The organism is Paenibacillus sp. JNU01 (assembly GCF_059130585.1).
The window spans coordinates 2,164,390-2,183,950 of sequence record NZ_CP169723.1 but is presented as its reverse complement, the minus strand read 5'-3'; the positions used below and the strand labels follow the sequence as shown (position 1 = coordinate 2,183,950).

Genomic DNA, 19,561 nt, shown 5'->3' with positions numbered 1-19,561 from the left:
TGATTCCACAAATACATGAAGAACAGGATGAGGAGGAGGGATGGATGAAAAAGTTTAAAGTGATCACCCGATTCCTGTCCATTCTCATAGCCAGTTGTCTGTTGTCTTTAAGTGTATTATCTGTATCTGTGATATGGGTCAAGAATAACGTTCATGCGGTACCTGTAATTGAGTCGTTTGAGCGGGATTAGCACATAAAACGAATAATAAGGAGTGGTATCGGGATGGTGAAGAGAAGGAAGTATATATTGGCCTGTGCGGCACTGGCGATGATGGTGGCCTTGAGTGCTTGCAGCAGTGCAGCAGAAGAACCGACAGGTGATGCAGGGAAGGTGGACACCGAAGTTTCCTCCGGAACGGGTGAACAAGCGACCAATGAAGAAGTGAGCGAAGCAACAACAAGTGGAGTGACAGAGACGGAGGGTACAACTGAGCCAGCCGAATCGGATTCAGATAGCGGTGAGGAGGTCACTGCCGGAACGAATGAGTTGCCAGGGAATTTGCCAAGTGACTTCCCCCTGCCGGAAGATGCAACCATTCGTTTAGCCAATTCCGGTGAGAATGAAGGCAAGCAATCGGCCATGGTGATCTTCACCACGGAACAAGATATGAAGACCATATCCAAGCTGTACAAAGATTACTCCGATGCCAAAAAGTTGACGGATGCGGGTCAGACGATTGATGACAAAAATATTATTATTCAGGGAACTGACCCGGAAACGCAGGATGCCTGGTCCTTAATTGGAGGGGCATTAGCGTCACAGGAAGGCGTCATTGAACTGACATTGACCTGGTCAGAATCATAGGGAGAATATAAGACTATTGTCCTCTTCTGCTTTCTTTCCTCCTATAATAACGAATCAACGCCAAAATACCTTGCATGCGGAGCCGCATTATTGCTGCACCGCTGCAAGGTATTTTTATTTCGAACTGGAAACCTGACAGGTTACATGGTATGTTATATCATTATAATAGATTAATAGACAACTATAGAAGAAGACAGGAGAGGATTGAACATGATTAGAGTGGGTATTGTTGGTTACGGTAACTTGGGTAAAGGGGTAGAGAAAGCCATTTCCCAGAATGAGGATCTTGAACTGATTGCTGTGTTTACACGTCGTAATCCGGAGCAGATGGTCGCTGAAAGCACAGAAGTTCGCTTTGAGCATATCTCTGCAGCGGAGCAATACATAGGCAAGATCGATGTTATGATCCTCTGTGGTGGCTCGGCAACGGACCTTCCGGAGCAAACACCAGCCATCGCCAAGTTGTTCAATACAGTAGACAGCTTCGATACACATGCCAAGATTCCTGAATTCTACAAGGAAGTGAATGCTGCGGCAGAGCAAGGCGGTCATGTAAGCGTCATTTCCACAGGTTGGGACCCAGGCTTGTTCTCCATGAACCGTTTGCTTGCACAGTCCATCTTGCCAGAAGGAAAAGAGTATACGTTCTGGGGCAAAGGTGTTAGCCAAGGGCACTCGGATGCTATTCGTCGTGTTCCAGGTGTTAAGGCGGGTGTACAGTATACTGTACCTGTGGAAGAGGTTATCAACCGTATTCGTGCAGGAGAGACACCAGAGTTGTCTACACGTGAGAAACATCTGCGTCAATGTTATGTGGTAGCTGAAGAAGGCGCCAATCAGGATGAAATCCGTGAGACGATTGTATCGATGCCTAACTACTTTGCAGATTACGATACTACTGTAACGTTCATTACTGAAGAAGAATTAAAATCCGAGCATGAAGGTATGCCGCATGGTGGATTTGTAATTCGCAGTGGTGTTACAGGTGCCGGTCAAAAGCAAATTATTGAATTCGGTCTGAAACTCGACAGCAATCCTGAATTTACAGCGAGTGTACTTGTAGCGTATGCGAGAGCCGCACAACGTTTGAGCGTGGAAGGACATAAGGGAGCGAAAACGGTATTTGATATTCCGCTCGGTCACCTGTCCCCGAAATCGGCTGAAGATCTTCGCCGCGACTTGTTATAGTTCTGCTTCATTTCTGTAGTTTCAATAACAAACAGCTCGTCCCTAGATGTATAGGACGAGCTGTTTTTTGTTTTGTGCTATACCCAGTGTGAGGGAATGTTGAGATGATCAGGTAACTTGGTATTCACATTACCTTTGGCTGCATTAATCTGCGATTGCGTGAGGAAGATGCCACCTCTCAGGTCTGCACCGCCCAGATCCGTATCCCGTAAGTCCGCACCAATCCAATCGGCATTTCGTATATCTGCATTTTGGAGGTTGGCTGCGATCATTAAAGCCCCTCGGAAGCTTGCGCCCCGCAGGTCAGCCCCTTTTAAGTTGGCACCAAAAAAGTCACTTCCGGTACGTTTTTTATTCTTCTTCGACTTCCCTTGTCCATGAGCGGCGCCTGGCACATTCGCACGTATCATTTCACTGGCCTGAACCAAGAGTTGATTCACCGAGGACCGATAATGAACGATGTCCAGACGCAGGAGGGACGCAGGCTCCAGATTGCTCAAGCGCTCGATCTCCTCATATAACTCACCGAATGCCGAGTGAAGGGATGATGTCTCCGGTCTCATCATCATTTCCTTCATATAACTGAGCAACTCGTGAATTTGTCGCAAGGCAGGCAGACAATCAAACATCTCCTTTGCAGACTCCGGATGATCACGCCAATCCTTGCCCGCGTAGGTTACTTGAGACAGCTTCTGTCCAGCTCCGAAACAGTCATATACCGTACAGCCTTTGAACCCTTTCTGCCGAAGCTGGGTATGGATACCGCAGCGATTGTCCGTGCGCAGATTGGGACAGGGTGTGCCGCTGGCCTTTTCAAAAGCAAAATCAGATGACTTGCCATAGGGCAAGGCAACACAGCACAGGCCAAAACATTGCTCGCAGTCTGCACTCAGATGAGGACTCGCAGTACTGACAAATGGTTGGTTAGACAATGTAAACACTTCCTTATACGAGTACAAATAAATGGAATTACGTCTGTACCACTTTACCATTGCCCTGCGATTAGAGCAATTAGAGACAATGAAAAAAAGGCGTTTACCCAAATAAGATGGGAACGCCTTTTAATCGTGGAGAATCAAAAATTAAACTACACCTTGAGCGATCATGGAATCAGCGACCTTGAGGAAACCGGCGATATTCGCTCCGGCTACGAGGTTGCCTTCACAGCCATACTCTTCAGCAGCTTCCACACAGCTGTTGTAGATGTTCTTCATGATGTCATGAAGCTTGGCGTCTACTTCTTCAAATGACCAGGACAACCGCATGCTGTTCTGTGACATTTCAAGAGCAGACACGGCTACACCACCAGCATTAGCCGCTTTGGCTGGACCAAACAGTACGCCCGCGCCGTGGAAGACATCAATGGCAGCCAGAGTGGAAGGCATATTTGCGCCTTCGCCAATGGCTTTCACGCCACCTTTAACCAGAAGGGCAGCGGCTTCTTCATCGATCTCATTTTGCGTCGCACACGGAAGAGCAATATCACAAGGAATAGACCAGATTCCTTCACAGCCTTCGGTATATGTAGCATGCGGATGTTCTTTGATGTATTCGCTGATGCGAAGACGATCAACCTCTTTCAGACGTTTCACGGTATCCAGGTTGATGCCTTGTGGATCGTATATGTAGCCACCTGAGTCACTGCATGCCACGACTTTGGCTCCAAGTTCCTGGGCTTTTTGAATAGCATAGATGGATACATTACCAGACCCAGAGACTACGACTGTGCTGTCTTGGAAGCTGAGGTCTTTGGATTGCAGCATCTCCTTCACGAAGTACACACATCCGAAGCCAGTGGCTTCCTTACGTGCCAAGCTTCCTCCGTACAGCAGACCTTTACCTGTCAATACGCCTGCTTCATGCCCACCATGGATACGTTTGTATTGGCCGAACATGTAACCGATTTCCCTTGCGCCTACACCAATGTCACCTGCCGGTACATCGGTATCTGAGCCGATATATTTGTACAGCTCTGTCATGAAGCTTTGCGTGAAACGCATAACTTCCAGATCCGATTTTCCTTTGGGATCGAAGTCAGAACCGCCTTTACCACCGCCGATAGGCAGACCAGTCAAGGCATTTTTGAAGATCTGTTCGAAGCCGAGGAACTTAATGATGCCCGAGTATACAGAAGGGTGGAAGCGAAGTCCGCCTTTGTAAGGACCAATGGCACTGTTGAATTGCACCCGGAATCCACGGTTAACCTGAACTTTGCCCTGATCATCTACCCATGGGACACGGAATGTGATTACACGTTCGGGCTCGACAAGCTGTTCCAGCAGACTATGGTTCCGATATTTCGGGTGTGCTTCAATAACTGGAATAAGGGAATCCAGAATTTCTTTGACAGCTTGATGGAACTCGTCTTCATGCGGATTTCTGGCGACAACCGACTCATAGACGGAATGAACATATTCTGCGGCAGTAACTTGAACGGACTCTGTAGTTTCTTTTGTTATCGTGGACACTTTTTCGATGCACTCCTTTATCGTGTTAAAGTCTTTAAATACCTATTTGCATAAATTGAATAAAAGTTTGTAGTTAAATATACAGTAAAGCAAATAAAAATACGAGATATAAATTCATAAAATGTTTTTTATGCAGTAATTAAAATGTTCTATGGATCTACCACATGATGTGAAGAATGGAGTTATTAAATGGAAGATATGACCACAAATGATAATATAAAAGCGAGTTAGACGAATATACTGGATTAAAATATTAGTTTTGGTAAGATGGTAAGAAGGTCTCGTATCCCGAGGCCTTTTAACAATCAGAAGGAGGACAACAAGATGATGAAGAGAAACATGCCAATCAACATGGAGAACAAGGCTTGTATAGGGGGTGAAATCTATTATGAACCATAGGACTTCCCGCCATAATTGCAGAGAGAAGCTGGTGAGCCAGCTATTTACATTCGGTGAAGAGAAAAGAACATTTCTCGACGCCTATTTCGACGTGCGTGATCCAGAGCGAATACAAATGGAAAAACAACTGCTGGCCTATACGGAATATGTGGAAAAACTGCTACTGGGCCCTGATGAAGATCTGGACTCGGCTGTATTGATCGGCAGTCATATTGATTTCGAATATATCGATTTTCATACGTCAGATTCATTCATGATTGTCATGCCAGAAGATACGGATCCGGATGAGGGTCGCATTTCCTTCCTCTCTCCAGTGGGGAGTCAATTGCTGCTTGGCCGCAAAGGGGAAGTTAGGTCTGTCCATACACCATCAGGTTCCATGAGAATACGCATCACAGGCATTGAGCTGCGGGGCGAAACCTTAAACGAGTCGGCCTTGGGAGGTGCAGATCATGCACTTTAAAGAGACAGACTTACCAGGGATTGGACGTAAATACTGGCTGCATACCCGTAGTGGTGAGCACTTGGTCATTGTGATTCATAATGACGAAAGGCGTGACCTGTTCCATATGGAGTCAGGGGATACACCTGAAGAGATGGGGGATATGGTATCTCTTGTCACCCTTGACGATGATGAAGCCCGGGCGGTAGCCGCCATCGTTGGGGGTATGACCTATAAACCGAAGTTTCAAGATGAGCGTGAAGTCATGCTTGAAGGGTTGTTAATCGAATGGCTACGAATTGAACCTCATGCATCAAGCGTAGGCATGACGATTGGTGAACTGGATATCCGTCAGGCTACGGGCGCTGTTATTCTTGCTGTGGTGACCAAGGATAAGGAGAAACATTTTAATCCAGGTCCGGATTATGCTTTTACCGCGGGAGCTACAGTTGTCGTTGCCGGTGAACGGAATCAGATTAAACACCTCAAACAATTGTTGACTGATGGACGGACTTAGCCTATGGATATGCTCATATTCGAAGTGGGAATTGCCGTTGCGCTGATTACACTTACTGGGCTGATATCTTCACGATTACGATTTTCAGTCATTCCTTTCTATATTCTGATTGGTATGGCTGTTGGACCACATGCACCACAGATCGGCATAGTGGATTTGCGTTTTATTGAAAGTTCGACCTTTATTGAATTTATGGGCAGGCTTGGCATTTTGTTTTTGCTATTTTACCTGGGTCTGGAGTTCTCTGTCTCCCGTCTATTAAAGTCTGGCAAAGCCATTCTGACCGGAGGCATGTTCTATGTAGGGCTTAATTTTGTCTCTGGATTACTGTTGGGGTGGTTCATGGATCTGCCCCTTCAGGAGACTCTCGTTGTCTGTGGGATCATGACGAGCTCTTCTACAGCCATTGTAGCCAAAGTGCTCGTTGATCTGAAACGCACGGCAAACCCCGAAACAGAGATTATTATGGGCATGATCATGTTCGATGACTTGTTCATCGCGATTCATATCTCCATCCTGACCGGGCTTGTGCTCAGCGGGGCAACTTCATTCTTAAGTGTTCTGCTGGTATCCCTGTCTGCCCTGCTGTTTATTGTGCTGTTCCTGATTATTGGCAGGAAAAGCATCAAATATATTGATAAGGCACTGAATATCAAGTCATCAGAGTTGTTCCTGCTTACCGTCATGACACTGCTCTTCCTGGTAGCTGGTTTCTCGGAAACATTGCATGTAGCGGAAGCCATTGGAGCATTGATGATGGGCCTTGTGCTGGGCGAATCAAGACATGTCAGTCGGATTGAGCACCAGATCATGCCTTTCAAAGATTTTTTTGGTGCCATTTTCTTCTTCAGTTTTGGTCTGACCATCGAGCCGTCTTCACTGGGCGGAGCAATTGGCATGACGATCATTGCCGTTATTCTGACGATCGCCAGTAACTATGGTGCAGGCATGATCGCTGGCAGATTGGCTGGAATGAGTCCTAAAGCCTCCTTGAATGTGGGCTTTACCCTGGTCTCCCGGGGCGAATTCTCCATTATCATGGCGAACATCGGCAAGGCCGGAGGGCTGATGGTATCCATTCAATCGTTTGCCGTATTGTATGTGTTAATTCTGGCTGTGCTGGGGCCTATCCTAACGAAAGAATCTCCGCGGATCTACGCACAGTATGAGCGACTAAGGAAGCGGGTGAAACGAAGGGAGACAGGATGAGGCGGTGTAGCTGTCCTTGGACAGTCAGAGAATTCTGACCGCAAGGCCTAATAAGCGTCACACGGTTGGAGTGAGAAATCACTCCAAGGTGTGGCGTTTTTTTATTAATAGAAATGGACCGAATATCGGCTTGAAATCATGCTTAACACACCAATTTATCGTATGTATCCATATCTTGTGCGTGGTCGTGAATGTTCAAATTCAGAGGCAGGACTTTGGATGTGATTTGGCAGAAATGGATTGAAAGTAAAAAGTTATTATGTAAAATAATGTTATATTTGATTCTAGCAGTTGAACGTACCATTTACACGAGAATTAGAGGGGGAATAGCTCATGAACAAGAAAAGTAGATTTCAGCGGTTAAAATGGGCCAGTACAGGGATTTTGCTCAGTCTCGTATTATTTGCTCTACCTGCATCTGCCGCGTGGAATGATACATATCAGGGTTATGCGACGTATACGGGCTCAGGTTACTCGGGAGGTGCGCTGTTGCTTGATCCCATCCCTTCGGACATGAAAATTACTGCACTTAATCCAATCCAGCTCAATTATAACGGTGTCAAAGCTGCTCTAGCGGGAGCCTACCTCGAAGTCCAAGGTCCGAAAGGCAAAACAACGGTCTATGTAACAGACCTCTATCCGGAGGGTGCCAGTGGAGCGCTCGATCTATCGCCAAATGCCTTTAACCTGATTGGTGACCCAAAGGCAGGCAAAATCAATATCAGCTGGAAAGTAGTCAAAGCTCCCACCCAAGGCAATGTCTCCTATCGGATCAAGGAAGGCAGGTGGGCAGCCATTCAGGTCCGCAACCATAAGTATCCGGTGCTGAAGTTCGAAGTGAAACAGAAGGATGGTACGTGGCTCAATCTTGAAAAGCAGGACTATAATCATTTCCTCGGAACCGGACTGGGCAAAGAAAAACTAAACGTTCGTATGACCGATATTCGCGGTCAGGTAATAAATGACACGATCCCGGCTCTGCCTAATGATGGATCGGGTGGTGCGTACATCGTACCGGGCAATGTCCAGTTTTCGGATTGACAGATATACGAAGGTGTTATAAAAAGAAGTATGTTCATTGACGAACAGTTCAGCCAGTGTCCGGTCCTGTTGGTTCACCCCGAATTGGACCCCATGACACCTTTCAGGTTCAGCATACCTTTTTTTGATCGTTTGGTGGTAGATAAGGAATGCATCATTTTGGAGGGTGCAGGCCATTTTCCTATAGAACAGCCAGGACTGAAGCAGTTGGAGGTAGCGGTGTTACGATTTTTACAAGAGATTCAATAATCCAATGATATACGGTCATGATATGGCTTCAAAAATACATAGTTCTCATATCTTTAATATAGAAAACACCTCCCATTAAGGGAGGTGAATTTGAATGTTTTTGATATGAATTGCACGACCGCCAACCTGAATCTGTATAATTTCATTGGAGCTGTCCAAAGTTAATCTGGCCCGGATTTCGGAGGGGCGGTTCATGGTATACCCTTGTCTGATCGTATACGTGTGATGATGAGGATCTGTAAGCTGGTTGTAATGGTGTAAATAACAGAGCATGGCACCATTGGAGGTACCCGTTGCACTCTCTTCCGGTATATCATACAGTGGTGCAAAATTACGACATTCGGTCAGAACGTCCATAACATCTGATTCGAGTGTAAACACGTGATAACCTATGGCATGATGAGCCTTGCTTATTTCCGTGATACGCTGGAAGTCAGGATCAATTTTGGTCAGAACATCAACATCTTTAACAGCTATCATGATATCAGGTAGCCCGGTAGACACAATCTGTACAGGAAGTTCGGAATGTAAATCCTCCGTAGAAATACGTAATGAATCGGCAATCTGCTGACGATCCACGATCTCCCCAAACTCCGGCAAAGTCTGTGCCAGGTAGACTTCTCCATTGTCTTCAATAACAACTTTAAGAATTCCGGCGAGTGTCTCCAGTGTATATGTACCAACATCAACGAGATGTTGTGTTTTCATTAGATAAAATAAAGCAATTGTGGCATGTCCGCAGAGATCAACTTCATCACTTGGAGTGAAGAAACGTACTTTGAAATCAGCCTGTTCCGAGTGCATAACAAATGCAGTTTCTGAAAAACCGACTTGTCTGGCAATCTCCTGCATCTGGGATTCAGACAAATCCGCTGCTTGTAAAACAACACCTGCGGGGTTTCCGCCAAGAGCCTTGTCCGAAAATGCATGTAATGTACTTACTTCAACTTCCATATTGTTACCTCACTTGTTCAAGTATTGGATTAAGGACTAACATAATCAATAATCGACATTATATCATGATTGTTGAACTGGATACTGAATCCCTTGATTGCTGTGATTTTTTGAATGAATAGGTCAAGTGACTGCTGGGAAAGGGTAATGAAGGGAGAGAGAGCATAAAGATAATCCAATGGAAAGGCTGGGATCTCTAATGAAAGCAATTGTGATTGAGGAATTTGGTGGAGCGGAACAATTGAAGGAACAAGAAGTAGCCAAACCAGCATGTGGAGTGAATCAGGTACTGATCAGAACGCATGCCACGTCGGTCAATCCGGTGGATTTTAAGATTAGACAAGGCTATATGAAAGAAGCAGCGGATAATTTTCCGTTGATTCTGGGCGGAGATGTTGCGGGTACTGTGGCTGAAGTAGGCTCGAATGTTACAAGGTTCAGAGAAGGTGACAGGGTATTTGCACGTCCGCGCGAATTCGGAACCTATGCAGAATATGTTGCAGTTGATGCAGACATTATTGCCCGTATACCGGAGAATTTAAGCTTCGAGGAAGCGGCAGCGATCCCGCTGGCAGCGATGACGGCTTGGCAAGCTCTTGTGGATCATGGACGTCTAGGCAAAGGGCAGAAGGTACTCATCCATGCTGGGTCAGGTGGTGTGGGAACGTATGCCATTCAGATTGCCAAGTCCCTCGGCGCTGAAGTGGCTTCTACGGCCAGTGATTCAAACGAAGCGTTACTTCGATCGCTGGGGGTGGATCATTTTATCAACTATAAAAAAGAAGATTTCTCGGAGATTCTCTCCGGTTATGATGTTGTACTGGACACCATGGGTGGTGATATTCAGCGCGACAGCTTCAAGGTGTTGAAGTCCGGCGGGCATCTGGTATCCTTGGTGGAACAACCGGATGAGAAGCTTGCCAAGGAAGCTGGAGTGACGGCCAACGTCTTCATGATGGAGCCCAAAGGGGATCAACTGGATCAGTTGGCTGAACTGGCTGCGGAAGGCAAACTCAAATCGGTTATTGATGGAACCTACCCGTTAACTGAGCAGGGATTAAGGGAAGCACACGAGAAAAGTGAATCCCATCATACGCGTGGAAAACTCGTTATTCAGGTGCAATAGAGTTCATTAACTCATAGAAGTATGTGGACTCTTGAGTCCGATTCAGATTGTACCAGGCCAGTAAAGTTTCTGGTGTGAAGACATCCAGCTTCTTCAGTACATGCATCGTAAATTCTAACGGAGCTATTCCAGATGCAGTAACTACATTTCCATCGGTTACTGCTGGCTCCGTTTGATAATAAGTTTCTCCGGTATAATCTGGACATATCATCTTCAGGTATTGCAGATCATTGCTTGTATGCTGTATGGAGTCCAGTAACCCCATCTTTGCGAGTCTAACTGTGGCACCACAAATGGCCGCAACAACCGTACCTTTTTCTATAGCGTCAGTAACTTTTTTTAATAGGGGATCATGGATGGTGTCCATCCAGGTATTTCCTCCCGGAAGAATGATGACGTCGTTACCTTTCAACGTACATTCATCAATCGAAATATGGGGAAGGATGTTCAATCCGCCCATGGTAGTTACCGGATGTTGATCTGCACCTACGGTTACAACCTGTAAAGGCTCAATATCTTTCTTAAAATATCTTCCCGAGTTCAGTTCAGCAGTTAAATAACCTACCTCCCAGTCTGACATCGTATTAAATACATAAAGATATATGTTCTTCTTTTGCATCATACACACCCCTTTTGTTATTCATGATTGATTGGATTACTCTTGTATTATAAAAAAACTTCACTGACATTTACCGTCAGTAAAGTTTTCAAACGTGATAATGATCAATGAGATCATGCAGAACTTCAACCATCCTTTGCTTCAAACTTATAGGTTCAATGACCTGAACAGATCTGCCATAGGATAAAAGCAAGATAGGAACATATTGAAGGATGTCTTCTTTGTCGAGTGAGAATGTTGCTTTTTCAGCAGTCCGTTCTTGGAGATGGTGTCCCAAAAACCAATGCAGGCATAGGCCATCCAGTGTGCTTGATTTACCTGTAAGCACCAGAGGAATAAATGATGTCGGATTTTGTGCTTCCGGAAGGAGGCTGTCTCTGAAAAATTCACTTGCCGAAAAATGAGGTGGTCGGTTGAACATCATTTCTGTCTGGTTAGCACAAATGATTCGATCCACTCTAAAACTGCGAATGTCATTCCGAAAATGACAAAAGGCTATAACATACCAATGATGATTCCAATAGATTATTCCATAGGGGTCCACGATTCTACACTTGGATTGCTCTTCATGACTGGTTAGGTAATCGATTTCTACAGACGACTTTTGGAGTACACTTTGCTCTAATATCTTTAATATGATCTCAGTACTGGGCTCTATTCTTGGCTTCCCAAGGGAACCGATCACTTCAACCCCTTCAAATTGTTGCTTAATCATATTCTCCTGTTCTTGATTGGAGTGCATCATAAGCTTTGAAGTTGCGCTATCTAATGCCTCTCCTAAAAAATACCCAGCTTCTTTGGCGAATATGGCAGCATGAAGTAATGTCGTTTTCTCTCCTACATCCAAAAGAAGAGGACTTTTAATGAATTGATTCAAGAGAGTATACCCGCCATGATGACCCGTGTCAGATATTATCGGTACACCACTGGCGCAAAGTGCATCCATATAACGGTAAACGGTTCGTATATTCATTTCTAATTTTTCAGATATTTGATGGGCTGTAATTTTTCGGCCTGAGTTAAGCAGCCATAGGATGGCCAACATATTATCCAGCTTAGACATTAATTTCACCTCAGAGATTAATCAATCATTTATTTTCTGGTGTAATAGGATATAATAGGGGAAATTTATTCCATTCTGTGCATGAGGTGATACGGATGTCCAACGAACTCATTCAAGCCATTCAATTGTTAAAAGAAAAGAAGTGGGTGGATCTGACCCATACATTTGGACCGAAATCCCCACATTTCTCAGCTTTTGAAGAAGCCCAATTTGATACGCTGTTTAATCACGATCAAGGTTTCTTTGCTCAGAGCTTCAAGTTCCCTGGTCAGTATGGTACACATCTTGATGCCCCGATTCACTTTGTTCGGGATACCCGGTATCTGGATGAACTAGGTTTGAAGGAGCTTGTGCTCCCGCTTATCGTCATTGACCAGTCAGCCGAAGTGGCGAATAACCCGGATTTTACACTGGATGTAGAGCATATTCATGAATTTGAAAGAGAACATGGCATGATTGAAGCAGGAAGCTTCGTAGCTTTACGTACGGATTGGAGCAAACGTTGGCCGAGTCATGAAGCATTTGATAACAAGGATGATGAGGGCAACAGTCATGCACCTGGATGGTCGGTGAGTGCACTTATGTTCTTATTTGAGGAACGAAAAATAAAGGCCATTGGGCACGAAACCTTTGACACGGATTCAGCCGTAGATTATCAGAAGAATGGGGCGCTTCTGGCAGAATATTATGTGCTTGCTCAGGATACATACCAGGTTGAGCTGTTAACGAATCTGGATCAGGTGCCAGCTAAAGGCGCGGTCATCTTCAATATTGTACCCAAGGCGGAGAAAGCCTCCGGCTTCCCGGTTCGATCCTTTGCTATTCTGCCGTGAAACGGGGTAGGTCCAAGCATCATTCCATCTTCTTGGTACTGAAAACCGACCATTTTGAACGCGCACTAATAGATCAATCAGGTATTAACTAGATTAACTGATCCACATATGTAAGTAGCATGGGAGGCGCAATACGCCTCCTTTTTTATGTTGTTACTTTTGATCCGAATGAGGATCTTGATTAAATCTTTGAGAGATTTTCTTCTCTGTTTTCTTACGCCGTATCCAGCGTTTGAGTACACCTTCTTCTTTGCGTTCTTGCAGTGTCTCCTTCAAACCTTGAATCATAAATTCCGATCTTCGTCTGTCATCCCGACCAATCTCGCGTAATTCCTTAATAAATTTGTCGTCCATATCTGCCTCTCGCTTATTCAGGATAATTTCATTATACCGAACGTACGTTCTTTTATCAAGTTTTACCATTATGAATGATGTTCGAGATCAATATAGTGAAAAGAAGCACAGGAACAATGCACGGCATGTGTGAGAATGGTACTAGAGGGGGCGATCATCATCCTTCTAAGATTGACTGTATGAGGCTGAGAAACGAGAGGAAGAAAGGAGCAATTCATGATGAAGCAAAGTGAAGGTAGATCGTGGTTACTCATTTTGATGCATGGAATTCTGGGGGTTGGGGCGATCGTTGGAGGAAGCATGTTAATCATCAACCCAACTGGAAATATGGTGAATTTGCCTGAATCTTTGTTGCTGAATTCTCCATTTTCCAGTTTTTTGTTTCCGGGAATCATCCTATTGCTGGTTCTTGGTGTGATGCCTATAATGATTGCTATTGCACTCATACGCTGCACTCCTTGGGCGCTGGGTGAAAGGCTGAATCTCTATCCTGACCGCTACTGGGCCTGGACTTTTTCCTTATACACGGGGTTTGCCCTCATCATCTGGATTATGGCGCAGGTGTATTGGATTCAGGATGTCTCTATCATTCACTTGGTCTATTTTGCATGGGGAGTGGGTATTCAAGTTGTGACTTTATTACCTTCTGTACAGCGAACATATTCGAAATAAACTGCTTGTATATGGAACAAACGGCTGTCGAAAGAATCGTTGAATGATTCTTTCGGCGGCTATTTGTTATGGGCCTCGAGCGGAAACATGTTGTTGTAGTTGACAAAGAACGGATATCCTCGCATACTTACGTAATAAACTTTATAAAGTATGTTTACTAATGAGGAATAAGCATATGTATGAATATCGCAAAATCATAATTTGCAGGAAACAGGGAGGTGTCATGGATGGTATACATTATTATGGCAATTATAATTTGGGCTGGTGCCTATGCAAATATGGTCTTGTCAAAACAGCCGATTGAAGTAAAACCTGTGAAGTCGATGGATGATTTGTTTGAGTGAACAGAGTAGCTTTGGCGATTCCGATTATTGGCGAGCACGAAGGAACTCGTGGGTTCGAGTAAGGTATTGCGTTGTGCTATGATATGGAGTGAAATGACATCCATACCATTGCTTTGGCTCCATTGAACCAGAGTGGAAACGAGAGGGTTATGAAAAAAGCCAATGCTACAATGATGAAATACATCAATTTGAATAATGTGCGTGAAGTCATGCAGCAGATCGAGACGGCAACCAAACCGCAATTAGCCTCATTAACCAATCTTAGTGTGGTTACGATCAATGCGCTGATCCAGGAATTATGTGATGGCGGAGAGTTGTTCCAGGATAAAGTGGTTCCCTCGAATGGCGGGCGTCCTGCTCAGGCATATCGATATAATTATAATTACAAGCTTGCTTTGGTTCTTTACATCAAAGAGATGAAAGGCCAGGAGTTGATTTCGGCAACGGTCATGAATCTGGAGAATAAGGTTGTGTTGAAGGAAGAGAGCATTCTGCCTGCTTTTGATAAACAACATGTGCTGCAACTTATTGCGCGTTTCGTTGCGGAGTACCCCTCCATTGATATGATTGGCATCGGAATTCCAGGACAAGCCGTGGACGGGGATATCACGGTGAGCAGTCATGAAGAGCTTATCCATTCCCATCTGATACGGGAGATCGAGAGCGAGTTCCAGCTGAAAGTTCTTGTGGAGAATGATGTGAATGCTGCGATTAGCGGGTACTGTGCACAACATGCTGATCTGAAAGAACAGAGTGTAGCGGGAATTTATTTTCCTAACCGATACCCGCCGGGTATGGGCATGATGTTGAATGGACAGATGATCCGCGGGAAAAACGGGATGTTTGGTGAGGTTAAGTATCTTCCTTATTCACCAGATTGGAGACGTGACATGAGCAAAAACGACTTTGTATTGCAGGTATGTCATATTCTGCAAACGATCAATGCCGTCGTCGCCCCGCACCAGATTGTCATTTATCAGGAACGTGTGGAGAGAGAAGAACTGGACTTGGCGTGGAAACAGTACGGGGAGCAGCATCCCATGCCGGCATTGCCCGAGATCGTACATCAGGACTCGTTTCAACATGATTTTGATGCTGGGTTAAGGGGAATGGTTCTTAAGGCGTTGAAGAGGAGGATTCATCATGCGTGAAGAAGAGAGAATCATGAAGGGCATATTGTTTAGTCCAAGTGATCCGGAATTAAAGACTATCAAAAGGCGGGCCCATAATCTCAGTCAGCGTTACAGTCAGACATTTGAGGAACAGACGCAGGAAAGGGAACAAATATTGCAACAGCTATTGGGGCAGATCGGTAAAGGTGGATTCCTGCAAGGCCCCATCTTCTTTCATTATGGTGTGCATACCCGGATAGGCGATCACTTCTTCGGTAATTACAATCTGACGATACAAGACGATGCACCAGTGACGATCGGGGACTATACCAGTTTTGGTCCCAACGTTACGATTGTTACTCCCATTCATCCCATGATTGCCAGCGAGCGGAGACAGATGGTGGATCAGAACGGTGATGTGAAGTCGCTATGTTATGCCAAACCTGTCACGATTGGAAACGATGTATGGATCTCGGCGAACGTCACGGTGTGCGGAGGTGTAACCATTGGAGATGGATGTGTCATTGGGGCTGGGAGTGTTGTGACTCGTGATATTGCACCGCATTCATTTGCAGCAGGCGTTCCGTGTAAGGTGATTCGCAAAATTACTGAAGCAGACAGTATGCTCAATTATCCCGATGTTTTGGCAGATTGCCGTGTGCTGGAAGAATAAAAAAAGCTGTCACCAAGATCGGTAGATGATCCAGTGACAGCTTTTTTGGTATACGTTTATTTGGAGGCGTTATAGTTGCTCAAGAATTCTTTTACTTTTGCAGGATCAGCTTTCAATTCATTCCCGGTCGGAACGAGCGGGCTTACTGTGGAGTATGCTTTGAGTTTGTTATTCTTGTAGAAGCTCAAAATTTCATCCTGATTAATGGAGTACAGTACGGCTTTTCTCAAATCACTGCTCTTGGCCACATCACGGTTGGCCGTGTTGAACAAGAGATAAGAAACAGCGTTGCTCGGAATGCTTTGCAGATGCAATTTGCTGTCATTTTTGATGATGTCATACTTGGTTTCAGGCACACCGTAATATAGATGAATTTCACTGCTGCGAAGAGCAGAGAGGGCGCTGTCTGCATCCGCGATGAACCGGACATTGACCTGAGCAATTTTCGGTGCATATTCAGTGCCTTTGCGGTATCCCGGATTTTGCAAGAATACAGCTTCATAGTCATTTTTATAAGACAAAATATAAGGTCCGCTCGTATACAGGGTGTTATTGTATGATGCGCCTTCAGTCACCGTGTTCTGATCACCGTAAGGAATATCTTTGTTGACGTCAAAAGAAGCTACATCATAAGTGTTGATGCTCTCCACCTGTTTTTTGGAGACGATCCCGGCTGATTGGTGAGCCAGGTAGTTCAGTACTTGCGGGAAAGGTTCCGTTGTTGTCAATTTAACGACCTGATATTTACCTGCACTATTATCTGCTTTGGTTTTGTCAGTCACGAGTTCTGTAATTTTGCTGCCAAGTCCTTGTTCCAATGCTTCAAGGATTGTACCATTACCGCTGGATTGTTTAATGGATTGCAAAGCATTCAGATCCGTTACAACCTCAGCGTCTTTGATGTGTTCATGCAGACTGTATGTCCGGTGATCCGGAACAGAATCTTTGTTTTTCGCACGGTCCAGGGAGAAAATGACATCATCTGCACCCACACGTTCGCCTGTATCTACCGCTTTTTTGTTATCAATCTTCGCAAAGTTGATGTCGTCTCTGAGAATGAAGTAATAGTCCGAATTACCTTCAGCAATGCTGAAATTATGAGACAATGATCCTTCTGCTGTCAGCTGATCGTCATCCGTCAAGTTAACGAGACGTACATACATATTGGTGTTCAACTGGTTGATGGAACCGTCGTTTCCTTTGATTGGATCAAGGGAAGTCAGTACGGATGCGCTCTGCGTCAGAATCAACGGATCTTTGGCATTTTTGGAGCTGTCCTTGAACTCAATCGGTTCCCAAGCCATCGCGCGGGATTTGGAGAGACGCACGGTGTCGACATTCAGAATGTCTTTGTTCACAGCCTGACTTTTCAGGGAAATGTACAGAGGAGCGATATACGCCTGATCCGTTACCAAACGATCCTCCAATTGTTTATACGTATCCTTGTATTGGTCTGGTGTTTGGGTAGCGGCCTGATCAATGAGCTTATCAATCTCCCCATCTGCGAGGATACTGTAATCTCCACCTGTTTTGAAAAGAGAACGTACGGCATAATCGGGATTTCCCGTTACCGTTGTCCAGCTGGACAAGGCAATATCATAATTTCCTGCATCTTGCTGGGATTTGAAGCTGCCGTAATCCGGCTGAAGGTTCAACTTCACATTGAAGCCGTTTTTGGTCAGTTGGTCACGGATAATATTCACGTCATTTTCGGAAGAACTCATGGCAAGTAGCTCAATGTCTGCCGGTTTTTGTGCAGTTTCTGTTGTATCTGATGGTGCGGTCTCCGCTTGTGATTCGGTTTTCGTTTTTACACTGCAGCCGGATATCACAATGACGAGAATTAATAGCAATGAGATCAGTGTACGTTTTTTCATGGGATTACCCTCCATATCTTGAATGTGTGATGTGTGATTTTTTTTTTTCTATATCATTCATTTCAACGAATCATTTAGGCCTTCTCCAGCTTGGGATCAAGCGCATCACGCAGACCGTCACCGAGAAAGTTAAACGAAAGAACCAGCAGAATAATAGCCAAGCCTGGATAAATGGCCAGATAAGAGTGAGTTTCCAGGTATGTACTGCCGAGCTTCAGAATGTTACCCCATTCCGGAATATGCGGCTCCACGCCGAGTCCCAGATAACTCAAACTGCTGGTAGCAATAACGGCTCCACCAATTGTGAGTGTAGACTTGATAATCATGGGCGCAAGGGAGTTGGGAATAATGTGTTTGAAAATAATCGTACGATTGTTGTACCCCAATGCACGTGCAGCTTCCACAAATTCAAAAGTAGATACATAGAGTACACTGGCTCTCATGGTACGGGCGTATGTTGGAATGGAACCCAGACTCAGCGCCAGAATGAGATTGATCGTATTCGCTCCGAACGCCGCAATAATGGCAATGGCAAGCAGAATGCCCGGAATGGCATAGAGAATATCAAGCAGCCGCATGATGATGTTATCCGTGTGCCTGCCGTAGAATCCGGAAAGCGCTCCGAGGATTCCGCCTATCAATACAGGAATGATCGTCGACATGCAACCTACGATCAAGGAGATCCGGGCACCGAATACAATCCGGGAAAATAAACATCGTCCGAAGTCATCCGTTCCCAAGGGATACGTGAGGGAAGGCGACTGTAGCAGAGCGGAATAGTTATTTTCCACAGCCATGCTGTAGTCAAAAGTAAAGAAGCTGCAGATCGATATCGAGAACAGAAAAATGATAAAAAACAAACCGGACATCGCAGTCATATTCGGAGCAAGGCGCTCCCACAGATCGTTCCAGAAGTTTGATTTTTGTTTCCCCTGTCTGCGAATGCGTCCAATAATGGAAATGCCGAGCAATATTGCGAATACATTACCTGTGATCGAGGCCAGAATCAGTACCACACTTACACCGATCATCCAGCGAGGGAGGATCGAGGTCGCGTTATAACGGGATACGATAATTAGAACGACCAGGTCGATGACCAGAATAAAGATCAGCACCGCCATGGCAGGCAGGAAGTTGTCAGCCACATAAGGTTTGAAGATATTTAATGCGGATACACCGATCACGAACAGTTGGGTTAACAACATGTACACCGCAAAGGTATACTCCACGTTCCTGGATTTTCGCATCAGATGAAAGGCTGCCGTTACGATAAATATATTGCCTGAAATGATAGCAAGTAGTTGAACCCAGGCAAGCCTGCGAGTCAGAGCAGAGACTGTACCGGTGCGGATCAAGTCTTTTCGAATCCGAAACGTGATGACAGTTTGCACTAGTGTGAAGAATACGTAGATCCCAAGGATCGTTAGCAGAAATGGTTTGAACGTCTGCTCGCTCCAGTCATAACTGTTGAACAACAGCAATGCAGTCAAGAGAAGAGACGTGACCCAGGCGAAGCTCGCCTGGCTGTATTCGCGAGAAGACTTAAGCCGGAAACGCATTTCTTGTGTTAAAGACGAGTTTGTCATAGTACACCTGCTTTAAGAGGTAGTTCAAA

The 19,561-nt window shown here is 45.1% G+C and carries 21 protein-coding genes; 13 read left to right on the top strand and 8 right to left on the bottom strand.

Annotated elements, in window-relative coordinates; all coding sequences use genetic code 11:
- Window positions 1-44: 44 nt before the first annotated feature.
- From NLBNIHML_RS09470 to NLBNIHML_RS09460, 3 genes are all read left to right on the top strand, one after another.
- The gene (locus tag NLBNIHML_RS09470; RefSeq protein ID WP_339236578.1) at window positions 45-191 is read left to right on the top strand and encodes a hypothetical protein; all 147 of its coding nucleotides are present in this window, start codon (window positions 45-47) and stop codon (window positions 189-191) included.
- Window positions 192-224: 33 nt separating this feature from the next.
- Complete coding sequence (locus tag NLBNIHML_RS09465) at window positions 225-806, top strand: hypothetical protein (protein WP_494354240.1); 582 nt, start codon at window positions 225-227, stop codon at window positions 804-806.
- 210 nt (window positions 807-1,016) lie between these two features.
- Window positions 1,017-1,994, top strand: a complete 978-nt coding sequence (locus tag NLBNIHML_RS09460; protein ID WP_445252754.1) for a diaminopimelate dehydrogenase — start codon at window positions 1,017-1,019, stop codon at window positions 1,992-1,994.
- Between the two features lie 77 nt (window positions 1,995-2,071).
- On the opposite strand, the gene NLBNIHML_RS09455 is transcribed toward NLBNIHML_RS09460, so the two are convergent.
- Window positions 2,072-2,926, bottom strand: coding sequence for a pentapeptide repeat-containing protein (locus NLBNIHML_RS09455; protein WP_494354239.1), 855 nt, complete (start codon window positions 2,924-2,926; stop codon window positions 2,072-2,074).
- 150 nt (window positions 2,927-3,076) lie between these two features.
- Window positions 3,077-4,462, bottom strand: a complete 1,386-nt coding sequence (gene gdhA / locus NLBNIHML_RS09450) for an NADP-specific glutamate dehydrogenase (protein ID WP_339236569.1) — start codon at window positions 4,460-4,462, stop codon at window positions 3,077-3,079.
- A 388-nt stretch (window positions 4,463-4,850) separates the two neighbouring features.
- Here gdhA and NLBNIHML_RS09445 point away from each other — a divergent pair, with 388 nt between their 5' ends.
- The 5 genes from NLBNIHML_RS09445 (at window position 4,851) to NLBNIHML_RS09425 (ending at window position 8,319) form a co-directional block, all read left to right on the top strand.
- Complete coding sequence (locus NLBNIHML_RS09445) at window positions 4,851-5,324, top strand: GreA/GreB family elongation factor (protein WP_339236567.1); 474 nt, start codon at window positions 4,851-4,853, stop codon at window positions 5,322-5,324.
- On the top strand, window positions 5,314-5,820 hold the full coding sequence (locus NLBNIHML_RS09440) for a cation:proton antiporter regulatory subunit (protein WP_339236564.1): 507 nt from the start codon (window positions 5,314-5,316) through the stop codon (window positions 5,818-5,820). Before NLBNIHML_RS09445 ends, NLBNIHML_RS09440 begins: the two co-directional genes overlap by 11 nt.
- 3 nt (window positions 5,821-5,823) lie before the next feature.
- Window positions 5,824-7,029, top strand: coding sequence for a cation:proton antiporter (locus tag NLBNIHML_RS09435; protein WP_339236562.1), 1,206 nt, complete (start codon window positions 5,824-5,826; stop codon window positions 7,027-7,029).
- Window positions 7,030-7,362: 333 nt separating this feature from the next.
- Window positions 7,363-8,070: an expansin ExlX gene (exlX, locus tag NLBNIHML_RS09430; RefSeq protein ID WP_494354238.1), complete on the top strand. Its 708-nt coding sequence runs from the start codon at window positions 7,363-7,365 to the stop codon at window positions 8,068-8,070.
- 30 nt (window positions 8,071-8,100) lie between these two features.
- Entirely contained in the window at window positions 8,101-8,319 is a 219-nt protein-coding gene (locus NLBNIHML_RS09425) for an alpha/beta hydrolase (RefSeq protein WP_494354237.1), read from the top strand.
- Window positions 8,320-8,394: 75 nt separating this feature from the next.
- On the opposite strand, the gene NLBNIHML_RS09420 is transcribed toward NLBNIHML_RS09425, so the two are convergent.
- Window positions 8,395-9,273 carry a PhzF family phenazine biosynthesis protein gene (locus NLBNIHML_RS09420; RefSeq protein ID WP_494354236.1) on the bottom strand — a complete coding sequence of 293 codons (879 nt, stop codon included), beginning with the start codon at window positions 9,271-9,273 and terminating at the stop codon, window positions 8,395-8,397.
- 199 nt (window positions 9,274-9,472) lie between these two features.
- Between NLBNIHML_RS09420 and NLBNIHML_RS09415 the strand changes: the two genes are divergently transcribed.
- Entirely contained in the window at window positions 9,473-10,399 is a 927-nt protein-coding gene (locus NLBNIHML_RS09415) for an NADP-dependent oxidoreductase (RefSeq protein ID WP_339256700.1), read from the top strand.
- On the opposite strand, the gene NLBNIHML_RS09410 is transcribed toward NLBNIHML_RS09415, so the two are convergent.
- Both NLBNIHML_RS09410 and NLBNIHML_RS09405 read right to left on the bottom strand, forming a co-directional pair.
- A complete protein-coding gene (locus NLBNIHML_RS09410; protein WP_494354689.1) occupies window positions 10,383-11,018 on the bottom strand; it encodes a type 1 glutamine amidotransferase family protein in 636 nt (211 codons plus the stop codon). The genes NLBNIHML_RS09415 and NLBNIHML_RS09410 overlap by 17 nt on opposite strands.
- An 88-nt stretch (window positions 11,019-11,106) precedes the next feature.
- Window positions 11,107-12,081 (bottom strand): helix-turn-helix transcriptional regulator, encoded by a 975-nt coding sequence (locus NLBNIHML_RS09405; protein WP_494354235.1) that lies wholly within the window; start codon window positions 12,079-12,081, stop codon window positions 11,107-11,109.
- A 95-nt stretch (window positions 12,082-12,176) separates the two neighbouring features.
- Between NLBNIHML_RS09405 and NLBNIHML_RS09400 the strand changes: the two genes are divergently transcribed.
- Window positions 12,177-12,914 (top strand): cyclase family protein, encoded by a 738-nt coding sequence (locus NLBNIHML_RS09400; RefSeq protein ID WP_339236548.1) that lies wholly within the window; start codon window positions 12,177-12,179, stop codon window positions 12,912-12,914.
- Window positions 12,915-13,067: 153 nt separating this feature from the next.
- Here NLBNIHML_RS09400 and NLBNIHML_RS09395 read toward each other — a convergent pair whose 3' ends face one another.
- Complete coding sequence (locus NLBNIHML_RS09395; protein ID WP_339236546.1) at window positions 13,068-13,268, bottom strand: hypothetical protein; 201 nt, start codon at window positions 13,266-13,268, stop codon at window positions 13,068-13,070.
- 216 nt (window positions 13,269-13,484) lie between these two features.
- Between NLBNIHML_RS09395 and NLBNIHML_RS09390 the strand changes: the two genes are divergently transcribed.
- The 3 genes from NLBNIHML_RS09390 to NLBNIHML_RS09380 all read left to right on the top strand — a co-directional run bounded on the left by NLBNIHML_RS09390 (window position 13,485) and on the right by NLBNIHML_RS09380 (window position 16,069).
- Entirely contained in the window at window positions 13,485-13,940 is a 456-nt protein-coding gene (locus NLBNIHML_RS09390) for a hypothetical protein (protein WP_339256697.1), read from the top strand.
- Window positions 13,941-14,433: 493 nt separating this feature from the next.
- On the top strand, window positions 14,434-15,435 hold the full coding sequence (locus tag NLBNIHML_RS09385) for an ROK family protein (protein WP_494354234.1): 1,002 nt from the start codon (window positions 14,434-14,436) through the stop codon (window positions 15,433-15,435).
- Entirely contained in the window at window positions 15,428-16,069 is a 642-nt protein-coding gene (locus tag NLBNIHML_RS09380; protein WP_339236540.1) for a sugar O-acetyltransferase, read from the top strand. Before NLBNIHML_RS09385 ends, NLBNIHML_RS09380 begins: the two co-directional genes overlap by 8 nt.
- Before the next feature lie 56 nt (window positions 16,070-16,125).
- Here NLBNIHML_RS09380 and NLBNIHML_RS09375 read toward each other — a convergent pair whose 3' ends face one another.
- Window positions 16,126-17,946: an ABC transporter substrate-binding protein gene (locus tag NLBNIHML_RS09375; protein ID WP_494354233.1), complete on the bottom strand. Its 1,821-nt coding sequence runs from the start codon at window positions 17,944-17,946 to the stop codon at window positions 16,126-16,128.
- Window positions 17,947-18,020: 74 nt separating this feature from the next.
- Window positions 18,021-19,532 (bottom strand): ABC transporter permease, encoded by a 1,512-nt coding sequence (locus NLBNIHML_RS09370; protein ID WP_494354232.1) that lies wholly within the window; start codon window positions 19,530-19,532, stop codon window positions 18,021-18,023.
- Between the last annotated feature and the right edge of the window lie 29 nt (window positions 19,533-19,561).